Source organism: Streptomyces sp. (assembly GCF_036524955.1).
Classification (GTDB): Bacteria; Actinomycetota; Actinomycetes; order Streptomycetales; family Streptomycetaceae; genus Actinacidiphila.
In genome coordinates this window covers 43067-63812 of sequence record NZ_DATDBG010000117.1, presented here as the reverse complement: position 1 = coordinate 63812, position 20746 = coordinate 43067, and the positions used below count along the sequence as shown (strand labels likewise).

Below are 20746 nucleotides of genomic sequence, written 5' to 3'. Positions count from 1 at the left end.
CTGGTGGGCCAGCGGGCCGGGCACTGCTGCGTGCCGGTACGGTGTCTGCCCAAGAAGACCGCACCGGGAGAACCATGAGCAGCGCCCAGCAGCACCTCACCCACCTCGACGAGGCCGGCGCGGCGCGCATGGTCGACGTCTCGGGCAAGAACGTCACCGCGCGCACCGCCAGGGCCACGGGACGCGTCCTCGTCGCCCCCCGCGTCGTCGAGCTCCTGCGTGGCGCAGGGGTACCCAAGGGTGACGCCCTCGCCACCGCGCGGATCGCCGGCATCATGGGTGCCAAGCGCACTCCCGAGCTGATTCCGCTCTGCCACCCGCTGGCCGTCTCCGGCGTCACCGTCGACCTCACGGTCACCGACGACGCCGTGGAGATCACCGCGACGGTGAAGACCAGCGACCGCACAGGCGTCGAGATGGAGGCGCTGACCGCGGTCGGTGTCGCCGCGCTCACGGTGGTCGACATGGTGAAGGCCGTCGACAAGGCGGCGGTGATCACCGACATCCGGATCGAGGAGAAGACTGGCGGGAAGTCCGGCGACTGGCACCGGTCATGACCGTCGTAGCGGGTTTGCGGGCGCTCGCCGTCACCGCGTCCAACCGTGCCGCCGCCGGGGTGTACGAGGACCGCGGCGGGCCGTTGATCGTCGCCGCCCTGGAGAAGCTTGGCTTTGCGGTGGACGGCCCGCGGGTCGTGCCGGACGGCGAGCCGGTCGGGGAGGTGCTGCGGGAGGCGGTAGCCGCGGCGTACGACGTGGTGGTCACCACCGGCGGTACCGGCATCTCACCGACCGATCGCACGCCCGAGGTGACCCGGGCGGTGCTGGACTACGAGATTCCCGGCATCGCGGAGGCGATCCGCGCGGCGGGGCGCGAGAAGGTACCGACCGCTGTGCTGTCCCGTGGCGTCGCTGGGGTCAGTAGTCGCACCCTGGTGGTGAACCTGCCCGGTTCCACCGGAGGAGTGAAGGACGGCCTGGCCGTACTCGCCCCGCTCGTCGTACATGCCGTTGATCAGATCCGCGGTGGCGATCACCCCAACGAGCACGTGGGCGACCACCCGCGTCACCGCCCGCACGATCACCCGAAGGGGCAACCGGATGATCGTAGGAACGATCATCCGACAAAGGATCATCCGAATTCCGTCACTGGGAGACCGAGCTGAACGGGTCCTGGCCGGCCGAGCTGGTGGACGGTGACGTCACCCTCCGCCCGATCCGGATGCGCGATCAGCGCGCCTGGCGCGAGGTCAACCGGCGCAACCGCGAGTGGTTGCGTCCCTGGGAGGCGACTGTCCCGCCCGCGCCGCCCGGTCATGTGGCGCAGCGACCCACCTATCGTCAGATGGTCCGACATCTGCGCGGCGAGGCCAGCGCCGGACGCATGCTGCCGTTCGTCATCGAGTACCAGGGGCGGCTGGCTGGTCAACTCACCGTAGCCGGAATCACCTGGGGCTCGATGTGCTCGGCGCACATCGGTTACTGGGTGGACGAGGCGGTCGCCGGTCGCGGGGTGATGCCCACCGCGGTGGCGCTCGCCGTGGACCACTGCTTCCGCCGGGTGGGGCTGCACCGCGTGGAGGTGTGCGTTCGCCCGGAGAACACCCCCAGCCGCCGTGTGGCGGAAAAGCTCGGCTTCCGCGAGGAAGGGCTGCGCCCGCGTTATCTGCATATCGACGGCGGCTGGCGCGACCATCTGGTCTACGCGCTGACAGCCGAGGAAGTACCGGAGGGGTTGCTGAACCGCTGGCACCAGGCAAGGCCGGACGCCACGCGGAAATAAAACTTTTGTTCGAAGATGAACTCAATCGGAAAAAATTCTCGGTATATCAGCCAGATCGTGCGACACACCGGCCCAAATTCCGTATGGCGTGTCTCGATCACCCCTAACGTGTAGCGAGTGAGCAGTAGCGGCCTCATCTACGCAGTCATCGTCGGGGCCTGGGCTGCCTACTTGGTGCCGATGTGGCTCCGTAGGCAGGACGAGCTCAACGAAGCGCGTCCGACGGAACGCTTCAGTACCGCCATCCGGCTCCTGTCCGGGCGAGCGGCGATGGAGCGGCGTGTCGCGAAGGCGCGAGGTGAGACCGTCGAGCCCCCAGCCGACGCAGTCGAGGACGACGACCCGGTACCGGCCGGGTACGTGGACGTCCGCAGCCTCGCCGTGCCCGCGACCGAGGTGCGGCGCCCCGCTGCACGCCCGGCCCCGGCGCTGCCGACCGCGTCCCAGAACGCGCCGAACCCCCGCGCCAAGGTCCTCGCGCGCCGCCGCCGCACGACCACCCTGCTCTTCCTCGCCTTCACCGCCGGCGCCATCGCCGCGGCCGTCGGCGGCGTCGCCCTGCTCTGGGCACCCGCCGTCCCCGCAGTGCTGCTCTCCCTCTACATCGGTCAGATGCGGCGCCAGGAGCGGCGGCGCTACGAGGTCCGGCTCGACCAGCGGCACGCCGCGGAGGCCGCGCGACGGCTGCGGGCCCGGCGCGCGCCGGCCGCAGCCCCGCCCGCGTCCGAGGAGCGCGAACCCGCCGCGTCGCCCCCCACCCCCGAGACGACCTCAGCCGCCCCCTCGCCGCGTACCGCCGACCGCCGCGCCCTGGTAGAGCAGACCGACCATGCCGAGTGGGTCGACCAGCAGCGCGCCCAGCAGACCGGTGACGACGGCTGGGACCCCGTACCGGTACCGCTCCCCACCTACGTCACCGCGCCGGTTGCCCCCCGAGCCCCCGGCGGCATCGATCTCGGCGCCCCCGACACCTGGAGTTCGGCGCGCTCCGGCACGACGCCCGCTGAGCCGGCCCCGCCCCGCGGCGGCGGCCAGCAGCCGCCCACTCGGCGCCCGCGTACCTCCCGCACGCCCCTCTTCGACCAGTACGCCGACCCCGACCGCCCCCGCGCCGCCAACGAGTGAGCCCGCCGTACCGGTCGAGCGCCCCTCGCCCACCAGCCGAATCGCGTTCACGACCACCCTCGCCGGGATGCTAGAGTTTTCCTCGTTGCAAGGGCCTGTGGCGCAGTCCGGTAGCGCACCTCGTTCGCATCGAGGGGGTCAGGGGTTCGAATCCCCTCAGGTCCACAATTAAACAAATAACTACAACTTCTGCTCAACGGCTTGTATGACGAAATCCCGTCCGATCATCAGATCGGGCGGGATTTGTCGCATCTGCGGTTTGGCTGCCCGGCCTCAGCGCAATCCGCCGTCCGGCTCCGGCGTGCGGGCCGACCCGCCCGTACGAACCGCTCACACCTCCGCCGGGAAGCGGTCGATGTTGCCCTCCACCCAGGAGCGCAGGTGGGCGAGAGGTACGCACGCGTCCTTACCGAGGGGAGTGAGGTCGTACTCGACCCGGAGGGGGACTTCGGGGAAGACCTCGCGGGTGATCAGGCCGTGGTCCTCAAGGCGGCGGAGGGTCTGGGTGAGGACTTTCGGGCTGATGCCCTGGAGGCGGGCGCGTAGGGCGCCGAAGCGCTGGGGGCCGGTTTCCAGGGCCCCGAGGGCGAGGGCGCTCCACTTGTTGGCGAGGAGGTCGAGCATGTCGCGGCAGGGGCACGCGGCGGCGTAGACGTCGAGGGGTCCGCGCGAGGAATCAGGCTTCATGCTGTGATGGTACCCAATGGGAACTTGTGGCCCTTGTGGGTAACCAGTTCCCATTGCCTACCGTGGAGGACGTGAACGAGACCACGCATCACGCCACAAAGCAGACCATGAGCGCCGTCGTCTACCGCAAGTCGCTGCCCATCGCCGATCCGGCCAGCCTGGAGGACGCCGAACTCCCGGTGCCCACGCCCGGTCCCCGCGACCTGCTCGTCCGGATCGAGGCGATCTCGATCAATCCCGCCGACGTCAAGGTGCGCGCCAACGCCGATCCCGGCGGCGGGCCGAAGGTGCTCGGCTACGACGCGGCGGGCGTGGTGATCGCGGTCGGCGACGGGGTGACGCTGTTCAGCCCGGGCGACGAGGTGTACTACGCCGGTTCGATCGACCGGCCCGGCACGTACGCGCAGTACCACGTGGTGGATGAGCGCATCACCGGCCACAAGCCGCGCAGCCTGTCGTTTCCCGAGGCCGCCGCGCTGCCCCTCGCGGCGATCACCGCGTACGAGACGCTGTTCGACCGTTTCCGGCTGAACAGTGAGAGCACCGGCACGCTCCTCGTACTGGCCGGCGCCGGTGGGGTGGGGTCCGTCCTCATCCAGCTCGCCCGCGCCCTGACCGGGCTCACCGTCATCGCCACCGCGTCCCGCCCCGAATCCCGCGCCTGGGCCCTCGACATGGGCGCGCACCACGTGATCGACCACCGCCACCTGGTCGACGAGGTGCGCGCGCTCGCCCCCGACGGTGTGGACTCTCGGTGTCACGGAGGTGATGGGGCCCACTACCGAAACGGTAGCGTTTCGATGTTAGGGCGGCTACCCTTCATGTGTACGAATACGTTTCGCCCTTCGCGTAACCGGCAAGGACAGTGCCACCGGTACGGACAACCCGACCAGCGCGCACGAGCACAGGCCAGCCGGCGCGAACAAGCAGGGTCGAGCAGGAGAAGGAGGCGGGGCATGCCGACCGAAGCACCCGCTCCGCGTCGTACGCGCCTGACTCCCGAACGCGAGCGGGAACTGTACGAGGCGGTGGTCGAGCTCCTGCGGGAGGTCGGGTACGAGGCGCTCACCATGGACGCGATCGCCGCCCGTACCCGGTCCAGCAAAGCCACCCTCTACCGTCAGTGGAAGGGCAAGCCGGAACTGGTCGCCACCGCGCTGCGGCACTCCAAGCAGGTGTCCTCCTCGGACATCGACACCGGATCGCTCGCCGGCGACCTGCATGAACTCATCCGCTGTCACGACGAGAACGACGTCAAGCGGGACCAGCAGCTGATGCGCGGCCTTGCGCACGCCGCGTTCCAGAACGAGGACCTGTTCCGCGCGCTGCGCGAACTGCTCATCGAGCCGGAACTGGCCAGCTTCCGGGCGTTGGTGCAGCGCGCCGTGGACCGCGGTGAACTGGCCGCGGACAACGCGGCGGGTGAGTTCATCCCGCACATGCTGTTCGGCAGTACGCTCGCACGCCCGATCATCGAAGGCGTGGACGCGGATCCCGAGTACAGCCACCGGTACATCGATGCGGTGGTCGTACCCGCGCTGCGGCTGTCGTAGGACGACAGGACCGGCGCACGCGATCGTCACCCGTACCAGCGTGATGAACGCCGACATGTCCGCGCCGCCCCCGATGGGAATTCGCCAGGCCCGGTTCCAGCTGTGTGTTCACAATTGAGTCAAGGTTCTGCCCATCGGTGTCAATTAGCGTGCGGGGACGTCACGTTCACCTCACAGCGGCCGCAAGCGGCCATTGCACCGCGAAATTCGGTTTAGCATCTGGTGACATCACGGGAATCATGTGCACCGGGGGAAACCGATGGCACCGAAGACACTTCCCCCGGGCGCCGCCGAGCGGCTGCGGGCGGCGGTCGTGGCGGCCTGCGTCGCGGCGCTGGCGTTCTGCGTGGGGGATGCGATCGCGCGGCAGTACCCGTTCGGGTGGCGCACGCGCAATGTGAACGACCTCGGCAACCAGTACGTCCCGTACCACGTCCATCTGTGGGACCTGCTGCACGGCAAGGCTGACGGCGGCTTGCTGCTCAACTGGCAGTCCGGTTACGGCACCAGCTTCCTGCCGGACCTGGGCACGTACCTCACCAGCCCCTTCGCACTGCTGGTCGGTGTCTTCCCGCGTGATCGCATCGATCTCGCGCTCTACGTCATCACCGTGCTGAAGACGGCGTCGGCCGCCGCCGCGATGACCTGCTTACTGCTGGCGCTGCGCCCCGGCCGCTGGTGGGCGGCCGGCCTGCTCGGCACCTCGTACGCGCTGTGCGGCTGGACGCTGATGCTGGCCTCGTACAACCCCATGTGGCTGGACGGCCTGATCGCCTTCCCGCTGCTGTGCCTGGTGGGGGAGTGGGCCAGGGCCGGGCGGCGGCCGATCGTGTCGGTTCTGGTGGTCGCCCTGTGCTGGACCGCCAACTTCTATTCCGCTTACATGGCCACGGTCGGCGCCGGCCTGGTGTTCATCGCCCGCCTGCTCACCGACACCGGATCCGCCACTCGCCGCAAGCTGTCCTCCGCCGGGCGGGCCGCGATCAGCCTCGTCCTCGGCATCGGCCTGACGGCCCCCCTGCTGCTCCCCATCGTCGAGGGCGCGCACCTCGCATACCCCCTGCCGGTGGAGGAGTTCGAGCCGACCTCGTGGTACGACCTGCTGACCCGCCTACTGCCGGGGACGTACGGTTTCGAGACCCCCTCCACGTACATCGACACCGGGGCGCTGCTGCTCGCTCTCGTGCTGCCTTTTCACCCGGCGGTGCCGCGCCGCACCCGTGCCGTGTGGACGGTCCTGGCGGTCGCGGTCACCGGGTCGTTGCAGTGGGGGCCGACGCATGCGTTCTGGCACGCTTTCACCTCGCCCAACGGCAGCCAGTACCGGCAGACCTTCGTGCTCAGCGGAGTGCTGGTGATCGTCGCCTGGCTGGCGGTCGCGCACGGACTGCCCGGCAGGCGCCAGGTCGCCTGTGGCGCCGGGGTGATGACCGCCCTCGTGGGCATCGGCGCGATCGGAGCCGAGCGCGGTCTGGCCGGCGTGGGTGCGTACCCTGGTGCCGCGCTGGGCCTGGTGGCCGTGGTGGGCGCGCTCCTGCTGCTGCGCCGCGCCGAGCGGGTACGGCGCACGCTGCCGGCGGCGATCGGCATCGGCCTGCTGTTCACCACCCAGTTCGCACAGTCCGCGCTCAGCAACGCCTGGACGGACGGCAAGCGCGAGGCCGCCTTCGACGACTACGCGGTGTGGGGCCAGCGCCACCAGTGGCAGTACGAGACGATCGCCGCGGCCGATGGCTGGCCGGCGTACCGAACCGAGCCGGGACGCGAACAGACCGTCGGCAACGACCCGCTGGTGGTCGGCGGTCAGGGAGCGCAGTACTACAGCAGTCACACTCCCGAGGTGTGGACGCGCACGCTGACCGCACTCGGCGGCGGCTGGACGTCACGCGGCCGGTCCCTGCAGAACCTGGACAACCCCGTCACGGACGTGCTGTTCTCGGTCGGCGCCCGGCTGCACTCCCCGATCGACCCCCACCAGCGTGGCGCCGCGCCGCAGACCGCCCCGCCGACCGTGACCCGGGAGCAGGTCCCGCCGCTGGTCACCGTGCACGCGCCGGCCACCGCCCCGTACGGCCGGTCGCCGTACCGCAACCAGGAGCTGCTGCTCGGCAGCCGCGTCTACACCACGCCCGGCGCTTTCCGGCTGCACGACAGCCAGGGCCGTGCTGTGGACAGCGGTCCGGACGGGTTCCGGGTCACCGGCAGCCATGGTGACTGGAAGAGCAGCATGTACAAGCTGGAAGCGTCGTGTCCGGCGGGTGATCGGATCTTCCTGTGGTCGCCGAACCTGATGGGCAACGTGCATCTCACCAGGGAGCAGCCGGTGCGGTTCGTGGGGCGCGCACCATCGCACCGGGCGCCGGTGCAGCCGCTCGGTACGGCCCCGGCCAACGGGCGGTTCACCGCGTGGGTTCGGGTGCTGGAGCCCGGCACGCTGGAGGCCGACGGCATCGGCTGCCTGGATCTGAGGCGGCTGGCGGCGGCGGAACGGGGGCTCGCGGCGGGCGCGGCGACGCGGGTGGATGTCACGGATGACGGGATCAGCGCGCAACTGCCCCCGGGCTCCCGCGGTTTCGCGGTGATCTCCACGCCGTCCATCAAGGGGTGGGGCTGCGCGGCCGACGGTGCCTCGCATCGGGTGGAGTCGTACCTCGGCCTGCTGTCGGTGCCGCTGGACGGGCGTACGACACGCGTGTCGTGCACGTTCACGCCGCCCGGGCTGCGCCTGGGTGAGGCGGCGTGCGGGGCGTCGCTGCTCGGGGTAGCGGGGCTGGCGGCGTACGAGTGGTGGCGGCGGGCGCGGCGGCGGTCTTCCGGGGCCGGCGGCACGGATGACGGTGGCTGGAACGCCGGCGGTTCGGCGAGCGGTGGTTCGGTGAGCGGTGGTTCGGTGAGCGGTGGTTCGGTGAGCGGCGCGGAGGACGATGCCACACCGCGGAGGGCGGGGGCGCTGGTCGAGGACCGCGTGGTCTGAGGGTGAGCCGGGGTCACTCCGTGGGGTGACCCCGGCTCACCCCACGGAGTGATGCGACGCCGCTCCGAAGAGTGATGCGACATCACAGGAGAGTGACTTGGCCGTCAGGCCAGCACCGGCTGCTGCGGGCCGCCGCGTTCGAAGCTCAGCAGCCAGCGCTTGCGCTCGAGGCCGCCGCCGTATCCGGTCATGCTGCCGTTGGCACCGATCACGCGGTGGCACGGCACGATGATGCTGATCGGGTTCTTGCCGTTGGCCAGGCCGACCGCGCGGGAGGCGCTCGGTTGCCCGAGGGACACGGCGAGTTCGCCGTACGAGACCGTCGCGCCGTACGGGATCTCGCACAGCGCCGCCCACACGCGTTGCTGGAACGGCGTGCCCGAGAGCGTCAGTTCGAGGTCGAAGCTGGTGCGGTCGCCGGCGAAGTAGGCGTCGAGCTGCCGCGCGGCCTCGGCGAAGGCGGGCAGGCTGTCGTCGCGCGGACCGAAGGTCTCCTGGGCGGGGCGGTGGCGCTGGCTGGTCATGTAGAGCCCGGCGAGCGCGCCGTCCCGGGCGGCGAGGGTGAGCGGGCCACAGGGGCTGTCCACGACCGTGTGGACGGTGGTCGTCATCGCGAAGTGCCTTTCAGGGTGGGTGAACCGGAGGACAGAAGGGTGACATCGTCGCCCGGCAGAGTGTTGATGGGGTGATCGCCCGTCGCCCACAGATACTGCGTGGCGTACGCGCGCCACGGCTGCCAGGCGGCGGCATGTCCGGTGAGGGCCGCGGGCGTGGTCGGCAGCCCCAAGGCGCGGGCGGCGTGACGTACGCCCAGATCGGTCGGCAGGAAGGCGTCGGGGTCGCCGAGCGCGCGCATCGCGATCGCCTCGACGGTCCACGGACCGAAGCCGGGCAGTGCGGCGAGGTGTGCGCGGGCTCGCTGCCAGTCGCTGCCGACATCCAGGTCGAGTTCGCCGCCGACCAGCGCCCGTACCAGCGTGGCCAGGGTGTTTCTGCGGGTCTGCGGCATCGCCAGCTCGGCCGGGTCGTGGTCGGCCAGCGCCTCGGGGGAGGGGAAGAGGTGGGTGAGGCCGCCGACGGGATCGGCGACCGGTTCGCCGTACGCGCGGACCAGCCGGGCCGCGAGGGTACGGGCCGCCGCCGTCGAGACCTGTTGGCCGAGGACGGCGCGCACCGCGAACTCCGGGCCGTCCGCGACCCGCGGCACCCGCCGCCCCGGTGCCTTGGCGACCAGCGGCGCCAGCACCGGGTCCGCGCCGAGCGCCGCGTCCACCGCGAGCGGGTCGGCGTCGAGGTCGAGCACGCGGCGGCAGCGGCTGATCGCCTGCCCGAGGTCGCGCCAGTCGGCGAGCCAGAGCCGGCAGGCGATGTGGTCGGGTTCCGGCCGCAGTGAAGCGATGCCGGTGCCGTGCGGGAGGCGCAGAGTGCGCCGGTATGCGCCCCCGTACCACTCCTCCACGCCGGGAACGGCGGTGGCCACCAGGTGTCCGAACAGGTTGTCGGGGGTAAGGGGGCGACGGAAGGGCAGCCGCAGCGCGAGCGTGCCGGTCGTGGCGGTCGGGCGACCCTTGGCGACACGGGTACGCAGCTCGCTCGGGGAGAGGGCGAAGACCTCGCGGACGGTGTCGTTGAAGGCGCGGATGCTGGTAAAACCGGCCGCGAAGGCGATCTCGCCCATCGGCAGTGACGTGGTCTCGATCAGCAGCCGGGCGGTCTGCGCGCGCTGCGACCGCGCGAGAGCGAGGGGACCGGCGCCGAGTTCGGTCAGGAGCTGCCGTTCGACCTGGCGCTCGCTGTAGCCCAGGCGCGCGGCCAGCCCCGGTACGCCGTCGCGGTCCACCACCCCGTCGGCGATCAGTCGCATCGCGCGGGCGACGAGGTCGGCGCGCTCGTTCCACTGCGGTGAGCCGGGGCTGGCATCCGGGCGGCAGCGCTTGCAGGCGCGGAAACCGGCCTGCTGCGCGGCAGCCGCACTCGGGTAGAAGGTCATATGGCCGACCTTCGGCGGTACGACCGGACAACTCGGCCGGCAGTAGACACGTGTCGTCAGCACCGCTGTGAAGAACCACCCGTCGAACCGGGCGTCCTTCGACCGGACGGCGCGTACGCAGGCATCGAAGTCCGTATGCACCTCACCAGGATCGCCCCTCGTCACGCGGCCGGTCTGGCGGAAATCCGACGTGGACGTGGGCGGTGGAAAGTCGGTCGCCCGGTCGGGAGGCCGGGTGGTCGGGAGGCCGGGCGGTCGGTCAAGCGGCCCGTCAGTCGGTCACCTGGCTTGCCGGTTCGTACTCCAGGTCCTGGTACTCGGGGTGCTTGGCCAGCCAGCCCTGGACGAACGGGCAGATCGCGATCACCTGCAGGCCCTGGACGCGCGCCTGGTCCAGGGCGGTACGGGCCAGCGTGGAGCCGATGCCGCGCCCCTCGTACGCCTCGCCGACCTCGGTGTGGATGAACGCGATCAGCTCTGGGGTGCGGATGTACGTGGCCACGCCCGCGACGTCCCCGCCGATCCTGGCCTCGTACTGCCGATGGTGCGGGACGTCGACGACGGTGACATCGCGGTCGCCGGTCATGAGCGGTAGCCCTCCACGGTGGAGGAGGGGCGTACGCGGGCGGCGCCCGGGTCCTCGCCCGCCTCGGTCAGGGCGCGGCGCTGGCGGAGCAGGTCCCAGCACTGGTCGAGCTCGCGTTCGAGGTCGGCGAGCCGTTCGTGTTCTGTGGCGCCGTCGATGCCGCCTTCGGCGAGCAGTTCACGCAGCATCTTCTCGTCAGCGACCATCTTGCTGATTCGGTCGAGGATGGCGTGTTCGGCGTCGGCGTCATGAGGCTGTTGCACGGTGGTCCTCCCGATCCGGTGTTACGGCTCCACTCTCGCAGGTCGTGCGGCGTGGCGCTCGGCGCGGGGGCGCGGAGGCCCATTCCTCGCGGGGGCGGGAGTGCGGCGATGGTGCGGAGGCGGGCGAGGTGGCTCTCGGGGTGCCAGGCGACGCGGCCGTCGCGGCGCGGGCAGGAGGCGGCGCTTGCGTGAGAAGCGCAGTGCTGACGGGGGTGCCGGACGCCTCGGCCAGCTCCTCCACGCGGTATGCCGTTCCCCGGTCCCGTTTTCGTCCACGCGGCCAGCCTGTGTGCCGGGGAAACGGGTGCCGCGTGTCCTACCGGTCGGTAGCAACTTCGAACCAGCCACTACCGTGGGTAACTCCAGGTGGCCTACAGTCCGACTGTGTGCCAGTGGTTGCTGGTGCGGTTGATCGGTGGATTGACCGGTCCGCCGGCCGTGGGGACCATCCGTGGCGGGTTGACCGGCGGTGGACCGGGGCCGCCGGTGGATTGACCGGCGGGGTGACCGGTGGGATACCTCACGGTGGGCACGGGAGGCGGCGATCGCGGGACGCGAGGAAGGGTGGTGCCATGGACGGCGGCTTGGAACACGTGCGGGTGGCAGTGATCGGGTCCGGGTTCGGTGGTCTGGGGGCCGCGGTGAAGCTGCGGCGGGAGGGAGTCACGGAATTCGTGATCCTGGAACGCGCCGACTCGGTCGGCGGTACCTGGCGGGACAACGGCTACCCGGGCTGCGCCTGCGACGTACCCTCCCACCTCTACTCCTTCTCCTTCGCGCCCAACCCGGAATGGCCCCGGGCCTTCTCGGGGCAGGAGCACATCCGCGCGTACCTCGAACGGGTGACGGACACGTTCGGGCTGCGGCCACACCTGCGGTTCGGCGCCGAGGTGCAGCGGGCCCGCTGGGACGGTGACGCACAGCGCTGGCACCTGGCGACGGCGGCCGGAGAACTGACCGCCGACATCGTGGTGTCCGCCACCGGGCCGCTGTCCGACCCGAAGATCCCGGACATACCGGGGATCGAGAACTTCCCGGGGCGGGTCTTCCACTCCTCGCGCTGGGACCACGACTACGACCTGCGGGGCAAGCGGGTGGCGATGGTGGGTACGGGCGCCTCGGCGATCCAGATCGTGCCGTCCATCCAGCCCGAGGTGGGGAGACTGACTGTCATCCAGCGCACGCCGCCGTGGGTGATGCCGCGTGTGGACCGGCCGATCGGTGCCGCCGAACGCTGGCTGCACGGCAGGATCCCCAGCACGGCCAAGGCGCGGCGCGGCCTGCTCTGGGCGATCCGGGAGTTCCAGGTCGGCGCGTTTGTCAGGCGGCCGGGACTGATGAAGGCTGCGGAGCGGATCGCCCGCAACCATCTGCGGCGGTCCATCGAGGACCCGGCGCTGCGGGCGCGGCTCACGCCCGACTACACGATCGGCTGCAAGCGCATACTGCTGTCGAATGCGTATTATCCGGCGCTCGTGCAGCCGAACACCGAGGTCGTCACGTCGGCACTGGCCGAGGTGCGCGGCTCGTCGGTGGTGACGGCGGACGGCACCGAGCGGGAAGTCGATGCGATCATCTTCGGAACCGGCTTCCACGTGACCGACATGCCGATCGCCGACCGGGTGATCGGCGCGGACGGCCGGACGCTCGCCGAGCACTGGAAGGACGGCATGGCCGCGCTGCGCGGCTGCGCTGTCGACGGGTTTCCGAATCTTCTGTTCATCATCGGGCCCAACACCGGCCTCGGGAACAGCTCGATGATTCTGATGATCGAATCATCGCTCAACTACGTCGCCGATTATCTGCGTACGTTGTCGCGCACGGGGGCGGCGGCGCTGGACGCCAAGCCGGCTGCGGTCGCCGCGTGGAACTCCGAGATGCGGCGCCGCGCCGTCCGTACGGTGTGGAACACCGGCGGCTGCACGAGCTGGTACCTGGACGCGAACGGTCGCAACACCACCGCGTGGCCGGGCACGACAGCGGAGTTCCGGCGGGCTACCCGGCAGGTGAAGCTCTCGGAGTACGAACTGCTGGTCCCGGCCGACGACCGCGCCAAAGCCTCTGGGGTGGTGTCATGAGCGTGCCGTACGAGCGGGTGCCCGCACGCTGCGAACTGACCGCGGTCTCCGCGGACGGAACCCGTATTCATGTGGAGGAGTACGGGCGGCCCGACAGTCCGACGGTCGTACTGTCACATGGATGGACCTGCTCCACGCTTTTCTGGGCGCCGATCGTCCGCGCGCTGTCGGCCGATTTCCGGGTTGTCGCATATGACCAGCGTGGTCACGGTCGCAGCGCTGCGCCCGCCACCCGCCAGGGTTACGGAACCGGCTTATTGGCCGATGATCTGCAAGCCGTGCTGGAGGTCACCCTCCCGGACGGTGAACGGGCCGTGCTCGCGGGTCACTCCATGGGCGGTATGACGATCATGGCGGCGTCCGGACGCGCGGCCGTCCGTAGCCGCACGGCCGCGGTGCTTCTCGCCAGCACCGGCAGCGGGCGGCTCCTCGGTGCGGCCGAAGTACTGCCTCCGCGCTTCGGTTCTCGGTGGCTGCGACGGTTCTTCCACCGTCAACTGCTGGTTTCGCGCATGCCGCTCGGACCGGTGACTCGGCTGTCCAAGGCGGCACTGAAGTACGGCGTGCTGGCCGCCGGATCGACGTCCGAGCAGGTGGCGTTCACGGCGCGGATCGTGCACGCCTGCCAGGCGCGGCAGCGGTCGGCATGGGGCCGGGTACTCGCCGTACTCGACCTGGACGCAGAACTCGGGGCGCTCACCGCTCCCACCGCGGTCCTGGTCGGCACCGCCGACAGACTCACCCCCCAAGCGCACGCCCGTGGAATGGCAGCGGCCCTCCCCGACTGCGTGGGCCTGACCGAACTGCCTGGCCTCGGCCACATGACGCCGATCGAGGACGCGTCGGCGGTCGAGGCGGCGATACGGAAACTGGTGTCCGATCACCTGACATCGGACCATCCGAAGTCGGCTGGTCGTACGTCGGATCGTACGAAGCCGGACCGGATGACGTTGCCCGGCGGTCAGGTCGGCGGTTCTGCCCCGGCTGCCGCCGCAGTCGCGGCTGGAACCGCCGCCGCGGCCGTGACCGAAGCCACGCCCGACGAGGAGGAGAAAAGCGCATGAGCGGATCATCGTTGGACGGTCAGGTCGTGGTGGTCACCGGTGCGGCTCGCGGAGTGGGTGCGCTGCTCGCGCGCAAACTCGCCGCTCGTGGCGCCCGCCTCGCCCTGGTCGGCCTGGAACCCGATGAACTGAGGAACGTCGCCGCGTCACTCGGCGCCGACGTGGCCACGTGGACCGCGGATGTCACCGACCGGGAGACGATGACGAAGGTCGCCGGGGAGGTTGTCGCGCACTTCGGCCGTGTCGACGTCGTCGTCGCCAACGCCGGGGTGGCGACCGGCGGTCCGTTCCTCGACTCCGACCCCGTCGCGTTCGACCGGGTGATCCACGTCAACCTGCTGGGCAGCGTCGTCACCGCCCGCGCGTTCCTGCCCGCGCTGATCGCCTCGCGCGGCTACCTTCTGCAGATAGCATCGCTCGCCGCGATCACCCCCGCGCCGATGATGGCCGCGTACTGCGCGAGCAAGTCGGGCGTGGAGGCTTTCGCACACTGCCTGCGTGCGGAAGTCGGGTACAAGGGTGTCAAGGTCGGCGTTGCCTACCTGAGTTGGACCGACACCGACATGGTGCGCGGGGCCGACGAGGACGAGGCGCTGCGCCACTTGCGCGCCCGGCTGCCGTGGCCGGCCAACCGTACCTACCCCCTGGACCCCGCAGTCGACCGCCTCGTGGCCGGAATCGTACGACGATCGCCTCATGTGTACACGCAGTGGTGGCTGCGCGGCATGCAGTCCGTACGCGGCTACCTGCCGGCGCTGCTCGGCGGTGCGCTCGTACAGCGCGAAATGCGGCGCGCGGAACCGGCGCTGGCGCGCAACGCGGGTGTGCGGCGGGGTCTTGTCGGCCGCGGAGGGGCCGCAGACGAGGCGGCGCGATCGTCGATGCATCACACTCCGTGACCGTAACCGCCTGCTGACCTGGGGTTATTGTCCCAGGGTGCGAGCATCATCCCCTCATGTAAGTCTTGTCGAGGCCCCATCCCCACAACTCCAGGAGGAGTAACCATGGGTGCTTTCGACCAGTTCAAGGACCAGTCCGAGAAGGTCGCGGACCAGGCCAAGGAAGCCCTCGGTAAAAAGCGCCGCAAGGGCGGCGCCGCCCAGGGTCCGGAGCAGATGGGTGCCGAGCGCGGCATGCGGCAGGACCAGCGCGGCCGCGGTTCCGACTCCGAGAAGCGTGCGCCGCAGCGCATGCGGGACGCGGAGTCCGGCCTGGACGAGAACGACTGGGCCTGACGCCGGTCTTGAGCTGATGCCGGCGTCGCGCGTGCGCTGACGCCGGGCGAACACCGTGACACGGGAAGGGGTGCCCCTCGGGCGCCCCTTCTCCATGTGCCCTGACGTGCCTGACGCCCCGTCGGACCGCCGGATTCCGGGCCGGTCCGCACTCGCTTCGCGCCGAGGGCACCCTTGCTTTATTGGCATGCTACAGACATTCTGCTGAGGTGCAGGTTCTACCCGCATAGATCCGGCTCCACCTGAACGCCCCCACCCGCCGCCCGCCGCCCATGAAGTGGCTGCGGCACGCCTCCAGGAGGAACCCGTGCACCTCACCCCCGTGCGCCGGGGCGCGATAGCCCTCGCCCTGTGCGCCGCGTCCGCCACCGCGCTCCAGGGCCTCACCCTGCCGGCCGCCCACGCCTCGACCCCCAGCTCCGCCTCCGCCTCCGCCTCGCCGGTCGGCAGCATCGAGACGGCCACTGCCCGTACGTTCGCCGCCTCGCTCGCCGACCCCGCCTGGCGGGCGCAGGTACGGAGCGCCGCGCTCGGTTCCGAGCACGTCGACCTCGGCGCGCTCACCGCCCGTACCGGCGCCCCCGCAGGGCTCGAATCCGCAGTGGCCGGCGCCGATCAGCGCATCGCGGCCGCCAAGGGCCTCGGTACGAAGACCGGTTCGCTGCTACGGCTGCGGCTCGGCGCCGACTCGATGCGTGCGGCGCTCACGCCCTCCGCCGTACCGCTGGTGGCCGTCGCCGGCAACGACGACTCGGCGACCACCGTGACCGCGTACGACAGTTCGGGCCGCGCGCACACGCTCAGCGCCCGGCAGACCCCGCGGCAGCCGGTCTACGTCGTCGACATCGATGTGTCGAAGGCGATGGCCCTGGGCCTGGCACAGGTGGACCAGCAGTTCGCGAAGAGCGGTCTCACCGCGCCGGCCGCGACGACCGGCAAGACGACGACCGGCAAGACCGCGACGGGTGAGGTCTCGCCCAAGGCCGCGGCGGCCGGCGGTTTCTGGACCACCAAGATCACTTCGGTCTACCTCAACGACGACGAGGAGCCCTGGACCTCCGGCGACGCCGAGGTCTTCTCGATCGTCAGCGGCTTCGGCTTCGACGGCAAGGTGCGGGTCGACACGGTCACCATGCCGTACCTCGACAACGACCACACCACGTACTACCCCAACCAGATTCTGGTCAACTGGTCGTCCTACAAGTACAACCTGGCCGACGTCGTGATGATGGAGGACGACGGCGACACCAACTACTCCTCCCTCGCCAAGGCCATCGCGGACGCCCTGCTCTACATCACCGACCAGGGCGCCTACACCCCCCTCGTCAACGCCATCCTCGACGCGATCCCCACGTCCTGGTGGACCAACGACCCCGACTACGTGGACTCCTGGTACACCCTCGCCCAGTCCTCCAACGGCCGCCTCAACGGCGCTCGCGGCAACGGCTGGATGACGGTCACCCCGTACTTCGTCCAGCAGTTCTGATCCATCCCGGGCGAGTGAGAAACGAGTAAGGGGCACCCCGTCCGGGGGTGCCCCTTATCGCGTCTGCGCCCGCCTGCGCCCAGCCCGCCTGCGCCCGCTGCCGCCGGCGGCGTCAGCGGCGTCAGCGCGGTGGGAGCGGAGGTCGGGCGCGGGTGGGGCGGGTAGAGAGGTCCGGGGGAACGGCGGCGGGGTGGTCGGCGAGGAGGGAGAGGGCGGTGCGGACGGCGACGGTGAGCTGGCCGTGGCGGCCCTCAGCCCAGTCGAGGGGTGTGCGCTGGCACTCGATGTCGGGGGCGACCCCGTGGTTCTCGACGGACCAGCCGTATGCGTCGAACCAGGCGGCGTTCATGGGGACCGTGATGACGGTCCCGTCACCCAAGCGGTGACGGCCGGTCATGCCGACCACCCCACCCCATGTGCGCAGGCCCACCACCGGCCCCAGGCCGAGGAGTTTGAAGGCTGCGGTGATCATGTCGCCGTCGGAGGAGGTCGCCTCGTCGGCGATCGCCACCACCGGGCCGCGCGGGGCGCTGCCCGCGTACGACACGGGCTGGGCGTTGCGGGTCAGGTCCCACCCGAGCACCGTGCGGCTGAGTTTCTCGACGACGAGCTCGCTGATGTTGCCGCCCGCATTGCCGCGGACGTCGACGATCAGGGCGTCGTACGCGACCTCCTTGCGCAGGTCGCGGTTGAACTGAGCCCAGCCGGAACCGCCCATGTCCGGGATGTGCAGATAGCCGCAGCGGCCACCGCTGAGGTGGCGCACGACGGAACGCCGGCGGGCCACCCAGTGCTGGTAGCGCAGCGGACGCTCGTCGATCAGCGGGACGACGGCGACCCGGCGGGGGGCGCCCCGGCGGTCCGGCAGAGCGAAGGTGAGTTCCACGGTGGTGCCGCCCGCGCCCGCGAGCAGCGGGTACGGGCCGGCGTGCGGATCGACGGCGCGGCCGTCGACGTGGGTGAGGACCGCACCCTCCCGGATGCCGGTACCGGCCAGCGGGGAACGGGCCTTGGAGTCCGAGGACTCGCCCGGCAGGATCCGGGCGACCGTCCACGTACCGTCCTTGTTGTGCTGGAAGTCCGCGCCGAGCAGGCCGATGGGGCGCTGGTAGTGCGGCGGGCCCTCGTTACGGCGGGCGGGCTGGACGTACGCGTGGGAGGTGCCGAGTTCGCCGAGCACCTCGCGGAGCAGGTCGGCGAACTCGTCGGGGGTGGCGACGCGGTCGACCAGCGGCCGGTACTGGTCGAGGACGGCCGGCCAGTCCACGCCGCACATGTCGGACGCCCAGAAGTAGTCGCGGATGAGGCGGCCGGCCTCCGCGTACGACTGCCGCCACTCCGCCGCCGGTTCGGCCTGGTGCAGGATGCGCCGCATGTCGACATAGACGGTGGTGTCGTCGTCGCCGCGTTCCGTGGCGGGCACGACCGCGAGTTCGCCGTCGTCGAAGACGGCGAGGCGCCGGCCGTCGCCGCTGACGGCGTACCAGTCCATGTGGTGGACGAGCTCGGTGCGCCGGGACTTGCCGAGGTTGAAGAACTCAAGGGTGGGGCGGGCCGAGGGGTCGGCCGGGTTGACGAAGGTCTCGCCCAGCGCGCCGGAGATCGGCCACCGCAGCCAGACCAGGCCGCCCTGAACGGGCGTGAGGGAGGAGTACTTCGACGCCGCCACCGGGAAGGGGGTCACGCGGCTGGGCAGGCCCTCCGCCTCCACCACCACCGGGCCGTCGCCGATGCCCTCGCCCGGGTCGAGGCCGGCCCCGACCGGGCTGCCGTCCGCGCTCAGTGCGAGGGGTGACGGGGTCGCCGAGTTCAGCGGTACGAGGTGGGGGCGGCAGCCGAGCGGGAACGACAGGTCGCCGGTATGAACGTCGTACACCGGGTCGAAACCGCGCCACGACAGGAACGCGAGGTAGCGGCCGTCGCGCGTGAAGACAGGCTGTTCATCCTCAAAACGGCCATTGGTGACATCGATGATCGTATGGTCGGACAGTCGGGCGATCTTGATGGAACGCAGCGACCGGCCCACCCCCGGATGCGACCAGGTCAGCCATGCCGAGTCGGGTGAGAAGGAGAGGTCGCGGACCGGGCCGTTGGTGGAGCGGATGAGTTCGTCCACGGTGCCAGGGACGCGTGGGCCGGTACCGTCCTCGGGCGGCTCGCCGGAGTACGCGTCGGCGGTCGCGTCCGGCGGTTCACCGGGACCGGTCGCCGTGGCGTCCTCGCCCTGGCCCGTCGTGACCAGCAGCAGGCGGCCGTCGTGCGCGGCGACGGCCAGCATGCCGCCGTCGGGGGAGGAGATCAGCTCCAGGACGCGGCCGAGGCGGCCGACGGCCAGCCGGACCAGGGGATCGCCCGTTCGGGTCGACGCAGAGGCGTCGCCCCTCCCGCCCGGCGCCTCTGCGTCGGTCCCCCCGGAATCACGCGAGCTGTCGTCGGAAGATCCGATGTCCGTACCGGACGTGCTGTCGGGGCGCGGCGCGTCATCCGTGCCGTCCGTCAGTCGTACGGGTGACTGTACGGGCGCTTGTACGGAAGTCTCGGCTGCCGCCGTGCCCTGGTCGTCACCACCACCGTCCTCGCCGCTCTCCCACCGCGTGGACCCCGTCCGTACGGGTATCGCGTCCGCGCCCGCGGACAGGCCGGCGCCCACCATTTCCGCCAGTACGTCCGCCGGTCGGTCCGCCGGTACGTCCCCGGCCTCGTCCGGCCCCCGGGCCGGCACCCGCGACGCTCGCCCCGGCAGCCTCGCCAGCTCGATCCCGTCCTCGCCCTCCGCGTCCGTGACGTACGCGACCAGGCCGGTGTCCCCCAGCATCTCCGGCAGCCGCACCCGCGCCCCCGGCCGGTCGGAGATCGTACGGGCGGGGCCGTCGCGGTGGGTGAGCCAGTACAGGCTGCCGCGCACGCAGACGGCGCTCGCCCGGCCGGTACCGTCCATGGCCAGGCCGTCGAGGTGGGCGGCGGCCGGTACCTGGTAGGGGCGGCGGCCACTGCGCGGGCCGCCGAGCCGCAGGCCGAGGCGGCGCGGTCGGGCGTCGGGCGAGGCCAGGTCCTCCACCAGCCACACTTCGCCCGCGCACTGGTACACCACCCGCTCCCCGTCGGTGGCCGCGCTGCGGGCGTAGAACTCGGCGTGATCGGTGTGCCGGCGCAGGTCCGTACCGTCGTGGCGGCACGAGTAGAGGTTGCCGATGCCCTCGTGGTCGGAGAGGAAGGCGATCCGGCCTGCGACGAACATCGGGGACGACAGGTGCCCCTCCACGTCGGGGACGAGGCGTTCGCCGTGCAGCCACAGGCGGCCCATCGCGCCGCCGCGGTACCGCTTCCAGGCGTGCGGCTCGTGCGGCGGGGTGCCGGTGAGCAGGAGAGTGCGCCGTTCCCCGTCGTCCCCGTCGTGCACGGCGATGTCGGAGACCGGTCCCCAGGGCAGCGGTCCGCCGGGACCGGATTCGGCCGGCACACGGTGCGCCCAGGTGTGATAAGCGAACGGCTGACCGTGTGACGATACGGCCAGCACATGACCGTCCGGCGTCCAGGAACACACCCGGGTGTCGGAGCTGCCCCAGTACGTGAGGCGGCGCGTGGTGCCGCCGTCCACCGGAACGAGGTACACCTCAGGGTCGAGACTGCGCCAGTTCGTGAAGGCGATCGTCGTACCGTCGGGTGAGATACGCGGCGGCCCCACCCGCGTACGGTCCGCCGTCACCCGCCAGGCGCGCTCCGGGGAGCGGCCGGGCGGCCCGAGCGGAGCCACCCAGATGTCGTCCTCGGCGGCGAAGCAGAGCAGGTCGCCGTGGAGGTGCGGGAACCGGAGGTACGCGCCATCGCTCATCTCTCCCATGGTTCGACTCCCCGCAGGCGCGGGCAACTTTTCGCGCCCCGACGCCTCAACGCGCCCTCAAAGCGCCCCCGGGCGCCCTGCG

Annotated in this window: 17 protein-coding genes, 1 tRNA gene and 1 pseudogene; 13 read left to right on the top strand and 6 right to left on the bottom strand. The window is 71.1% G+C overall.

Annotation, left to right across the window (positions count from 1 at the left end):
• Positions 1–74: 74 nt before the first annotated feature.
• The 5 genes from moaC to VIW71_RS10005 all read left to right on the top strand — a co-directional run bounded on the left by moaC (position 75) and on the right by VIW71_RS10005 (position 3072).
• On the top strand, positions 75–557 hold the full coding sequence (gene moaC / locus VIW71_RS10025; protein ID WP_331621728.1) for a cyclic pyranopterin monophosphate synthase MoaC: 483 nt from the start codon (positions 75–77) through the stop codon (positions 555–557).
• A complete protein-coding gene (locus VIW71_RS10020) occupies positions 554–1165 on the top strand; it encodes a MogA/MoaB family molybdenum cofactor biosynthesis protein (RefSeq protein WP_331621727.1) in 612 nt (203 codons plus the stop codon). The genes moaC and VIW71_RS10020 overlap by 4 nt, the downstream gene beginning before the upstream one ends.
• Positions 1162–1782, top strand: a complete 621-nt coding sequence (locus tag VIW71_RS10015; protein ID WP_331621759.1) for a GNAT family N-acetyltransferase — start codon at positions 1162–1164, stop codon at positions 1780–1782. Before VIW71_RS10020 ends, VIW71_RS10015 begins: the two co-directional genes overlap by 4 nt.
• 117 nt (positions 1783–1899) lie before the next feature.
• Complete coding sequence (locus VIW71_RS10010; RefSeq protein ID WP_331621726.1) at positions 1900–2907, top strand: hypothetical protein; 1008 nt, start codon at positions 1900–1902, stop codon at positions 2905–2907.
• A 91-nt stretch (positions 2908–2998) separates the two neighbouring features.
• Positions 2999–3072, top strand: a tRNA-Ala gene (locus VIW71_RS10005).
• A 165-nt stretch (positions 3073–3237) separates the two neighbouring features.
• Here VIW71_RS10005 and VIW71_RS10000 read toward each other — a convergent pair.
• Positions 3238–3594, bottom strand: a complete 357-nt coding sequence (locus tag VIW71_RS10000) for a winged helix-turn-helix transcriptional regulator (protein WP_331621725.1) — start codon at positions 3592–3594, stop codon at positions 3238–3240.
• A 107-nt stretch (positions 3595–3701) separates the two neighbouring features.
• On the opposite strand from VIW71_RS10000, the pseudogene VIW71_RS09995 reads away from it, so the two are divergent.
• From VIW71_RS09995 to VIW71_RS09985, 3 genes and pseudogenes are all read left to right on the top strand, one after another.
• Positions 3702–4331 (top strand): annotated as a pseudogene (locus tag VIW71_RS09995) (zinc-binding alcohol dehydrogenase family protein); the annotation flags it as partial.
• A 219-nt stretch (positions 4332–4550) separates the two neighbouring features.
• Positions 4551–5147 (top strand): TetR/AcrR family transcriptional regulator, encoded by a 597-nt coding sequence (locus tag VIW71_RS09990; RefSeq protein ID WP_331621758.1) that lies wholly within the window; start codon positions 4551–4553, stop codon positions 5145–5147.
• Between the two features lie 259 nt (positions 5148–5406).
• Positions 5407–8121: a YfhO family protein gene (locus VIW71_RS09985; protein ID WP_331621724.1), complete on the top strand. Its 2715-nt coding sequence runs from the start codon at positions 5407–5409 to the stop codon at positions 8119–8121.
• Between the two features lie 104 nt (positions 8122–8225).
• Here VIW71_RS09985 and VIW71_RS09980 read toward each other — a convergent pair whose 3' ends face one another.
• The 4 genes from VIW71_RS09980 to VIW71_RS09965 all read right to left on the bottom strand — a co-directional run bounded on the left by VIW71_RS09980 (position 8226) and on the right by VIW71_RS09965 (position 10960).
• Positions 8226–8732, bottom strand: coding sequence for a methylated-DNA--[protein]-cysteine S-methyltransferase (locus VIW71_RS09980; RefSeq protein ID WP_331621723.1), 507 nt, complete (start codon positions 8730–8732; stop codon positions 8226–8228).
• Positions 8729–10252 (bottom strand): AlkA N-terminal domain-containing protein, encoded by a 1524-nt coding sequence (locus VIW71_RS09975; RefSeq protein ID WP_331621722.1) that lies wholly within the window; start codon positions 10250–10252, stop codon positions 8729–8731. Before VIW71_RS09975 ends, VIW71_RS09980 begins: the two co-directional genes overlap by 4 nt.
• A 130-nt stretch (positions 10253–10382) precedes the next feature.
• Complete coding sequence (locus VIW71_RS09970; protein WP_331621721.1) at positions 10383–10697, bottom strand: GNAT family N-acetyltransferase; 315 nt, start codon at positions 10695–10697, stop codon at positions 10383–10385.
• Positions 10694–10960 (bottom strand): DUF2630 family protein, encoded by a 267-nt coding sequence (locus VIW71_RS09965; protein ID WP_331621719.1) that lies wholly within the window; start codon positions 10958–10960, stop codon positions 10694–10696. Before VIW71_RS09965 ends, VIW71_RS09970 begins: the two co-directional genes overlap by 4 nt.
• A gap of 572 nt (positions 10961–11532) precedes the next feature.
• On the opposite strand from VIW71_RS09965, the gene VIW71_RS09960 reads away from it, so the two are divergent.
• From VIW71_RS09960 to VIW71_RS09940, 5 genes are all read left to right on the top strand, one after another.
• On the top strand, positions 11533–13038 hold the full coding sequence (locus tag VIW71_RS09960) for a flavin-containing monooxygenase (RefSeq protein WP_331621718.1): 1506 nt from the start codon (positions 11533–11535) through the stop codon (positions 13036–13038).
• Entirely contained in the window at positions 13035–14102 is a 1068-nt protein-coding gene (locus tag VIW71_RS09955) for an alpha/beta fold hydrolase (protein ID WP_331621717.1), read from the top strand. The genes VIW71_RS09960 and VIW71_RS09955 overlap by 4 nt, the downstream gene beginning before the upstream one ends.
• Complete coding sequence (locus VIW71_RS09950; RefSeq protein ID WP_331621716.1) at positions 14099–15001, top strand: SDR family oxidoreductase; 903 nt, start codon at positions 14099–14101, stop codon at positions 14999–15001. The genes VIW71_RS09955 and VIW71_RS09950 overlap by 4 nt, the downstream gene beginning before the upstream one ends.
• A gap of 105 nt (positions 15002–15106) precedes the next feature.
• Positions 15107–15337: a hypothetical protein gene (locus tag VIW71_RS09945; protein ID WP_331621715.1), complete on the top strand. Its 231-nt coding sequence runs from the start codon at positions 15107–15109 to the stop codon at positions 15335–15337.
• 307 nt (positions 15338–15644) lie between these two features.
• The gene (locus tag VIW71_RS09940) at positions 15645–16823 is read left to right on the top strand and encodes a DUF3103 family protein (protein WP_331621714.1); all 1179 of its coding nucleotides are present in this window, start codon (positions 15645–15647) and stop codon (positions 16821–16823) included.
• A gap of 121 nt (positions 16824–16944) precedes the next feature.
• Here the strand turns inward: VIW71_RS09940 and VIW71_RS09935 are convergent, their stop codons facing one another.
• Positions 16945–20655: a S41 family peptidase gene (locus tag VIW71_RS09935; protein ID WP_331621713.1), complete on the bottom strand. Its 3711-nt coding sequence runs from the start codon at positions 20653–20655 to the stop codon at positions 16945–16947.
• Positions 20656–20746 lie beyond the last annotated feature (91 nt).

What these genes read in the sequence shown, in the direction of transcription:
- VIW71_RS09980 (WP_331621723.1), bottom strand. Translation starts at nt 8,732, where the DNA reads ATGACGACCACCGTCCACACGGTCGTGGACAGCCCCTGTGGCCCGCTC.
- VIW71_RS09935 (WP_331621713.1), bottom strand. Translation starts at nt 20,655, where the DNA reads ATGAGCGATGGCGCGTACCTCCGGTTCCCGCACCTCCACGGCGACCTG.
- VIW71_RS09960 (WP_331621718.1), top strand. Translation starts at nt 11,533, where the DNA reads ATGGACGGCGGCTTGGAACACGTGCGGGTGGCAGTGATCGGGTCCGGG.
- moaC (WP_331621728.1), top strand. Translation starts at nt 75, where the DNA reads ATGAGCAGCGCCCAGCAGCACCTCACCCACCTCGACGAGGCCGGCGCG.
- VIW71_RS10020 (WP_331621727.1), top strand. Translation starts at nt 554, where the DNA reads ATGACCGTCGTAGCGGGTTTGCGGGCGCTCGCCGTCACCGCGTCCAAC.
- VIW71_RS09990 (WP_331621758.1), top strand. Translation starts at nt 4,551, where the DNA reads ATGCCGACCGAAGCACCCGCTCCGCGTCGTACGCGCCTGACTCCCGAA.
- VIW71_RS09945 (WP_331621715.1), top strand. Translation starts at nt 15,107, where the DNA reads ATGGGTGCTTTCGACCAGTTCAAGGACCAGTCCGAGAAGGTCGCGGAC.
- VIW71_RS09950 (WP_331621716.1), top strand. Translation starts at nt 14,099, where the DNA reads ATGAGCGGATCATCGTTGGACGGTCAGGTCGTGGTGGTCACCGGTGCG.
- VIW71_RS09985 (WP_331621724.1), top strand. Translation starts at nt 5,407, where the DNA reads ATGGCACCGAAGACACTTCCCCCGGGCGCCGCCGAGCGGCTGCGGGCG.
- VIW71_RS10000 (WP_331621725.1), bottom strand. Translation starts at nt 3,594, where the DNA reads ATGAAGCCTGATTCCTCGCGCGGACCCCTCGACGTCTACGCCGCCGCG.
- VIW71_RS09970 (WP_331621721.1), bottom strand. Translation starts at nt 10,697, where the DNA reads ATGACCGGCGACCGCGATGTCACCGTCGTCGACGTCCCGCACCATCGG.
- VIW71_RS09955 (WP_331621717.1), top strand. Translation starts at nt 13,035, where the DNA reads ATGAGCGTGCCGTACGAGCGGGTGCCCGCACGCTGCGAACTGACCGCG.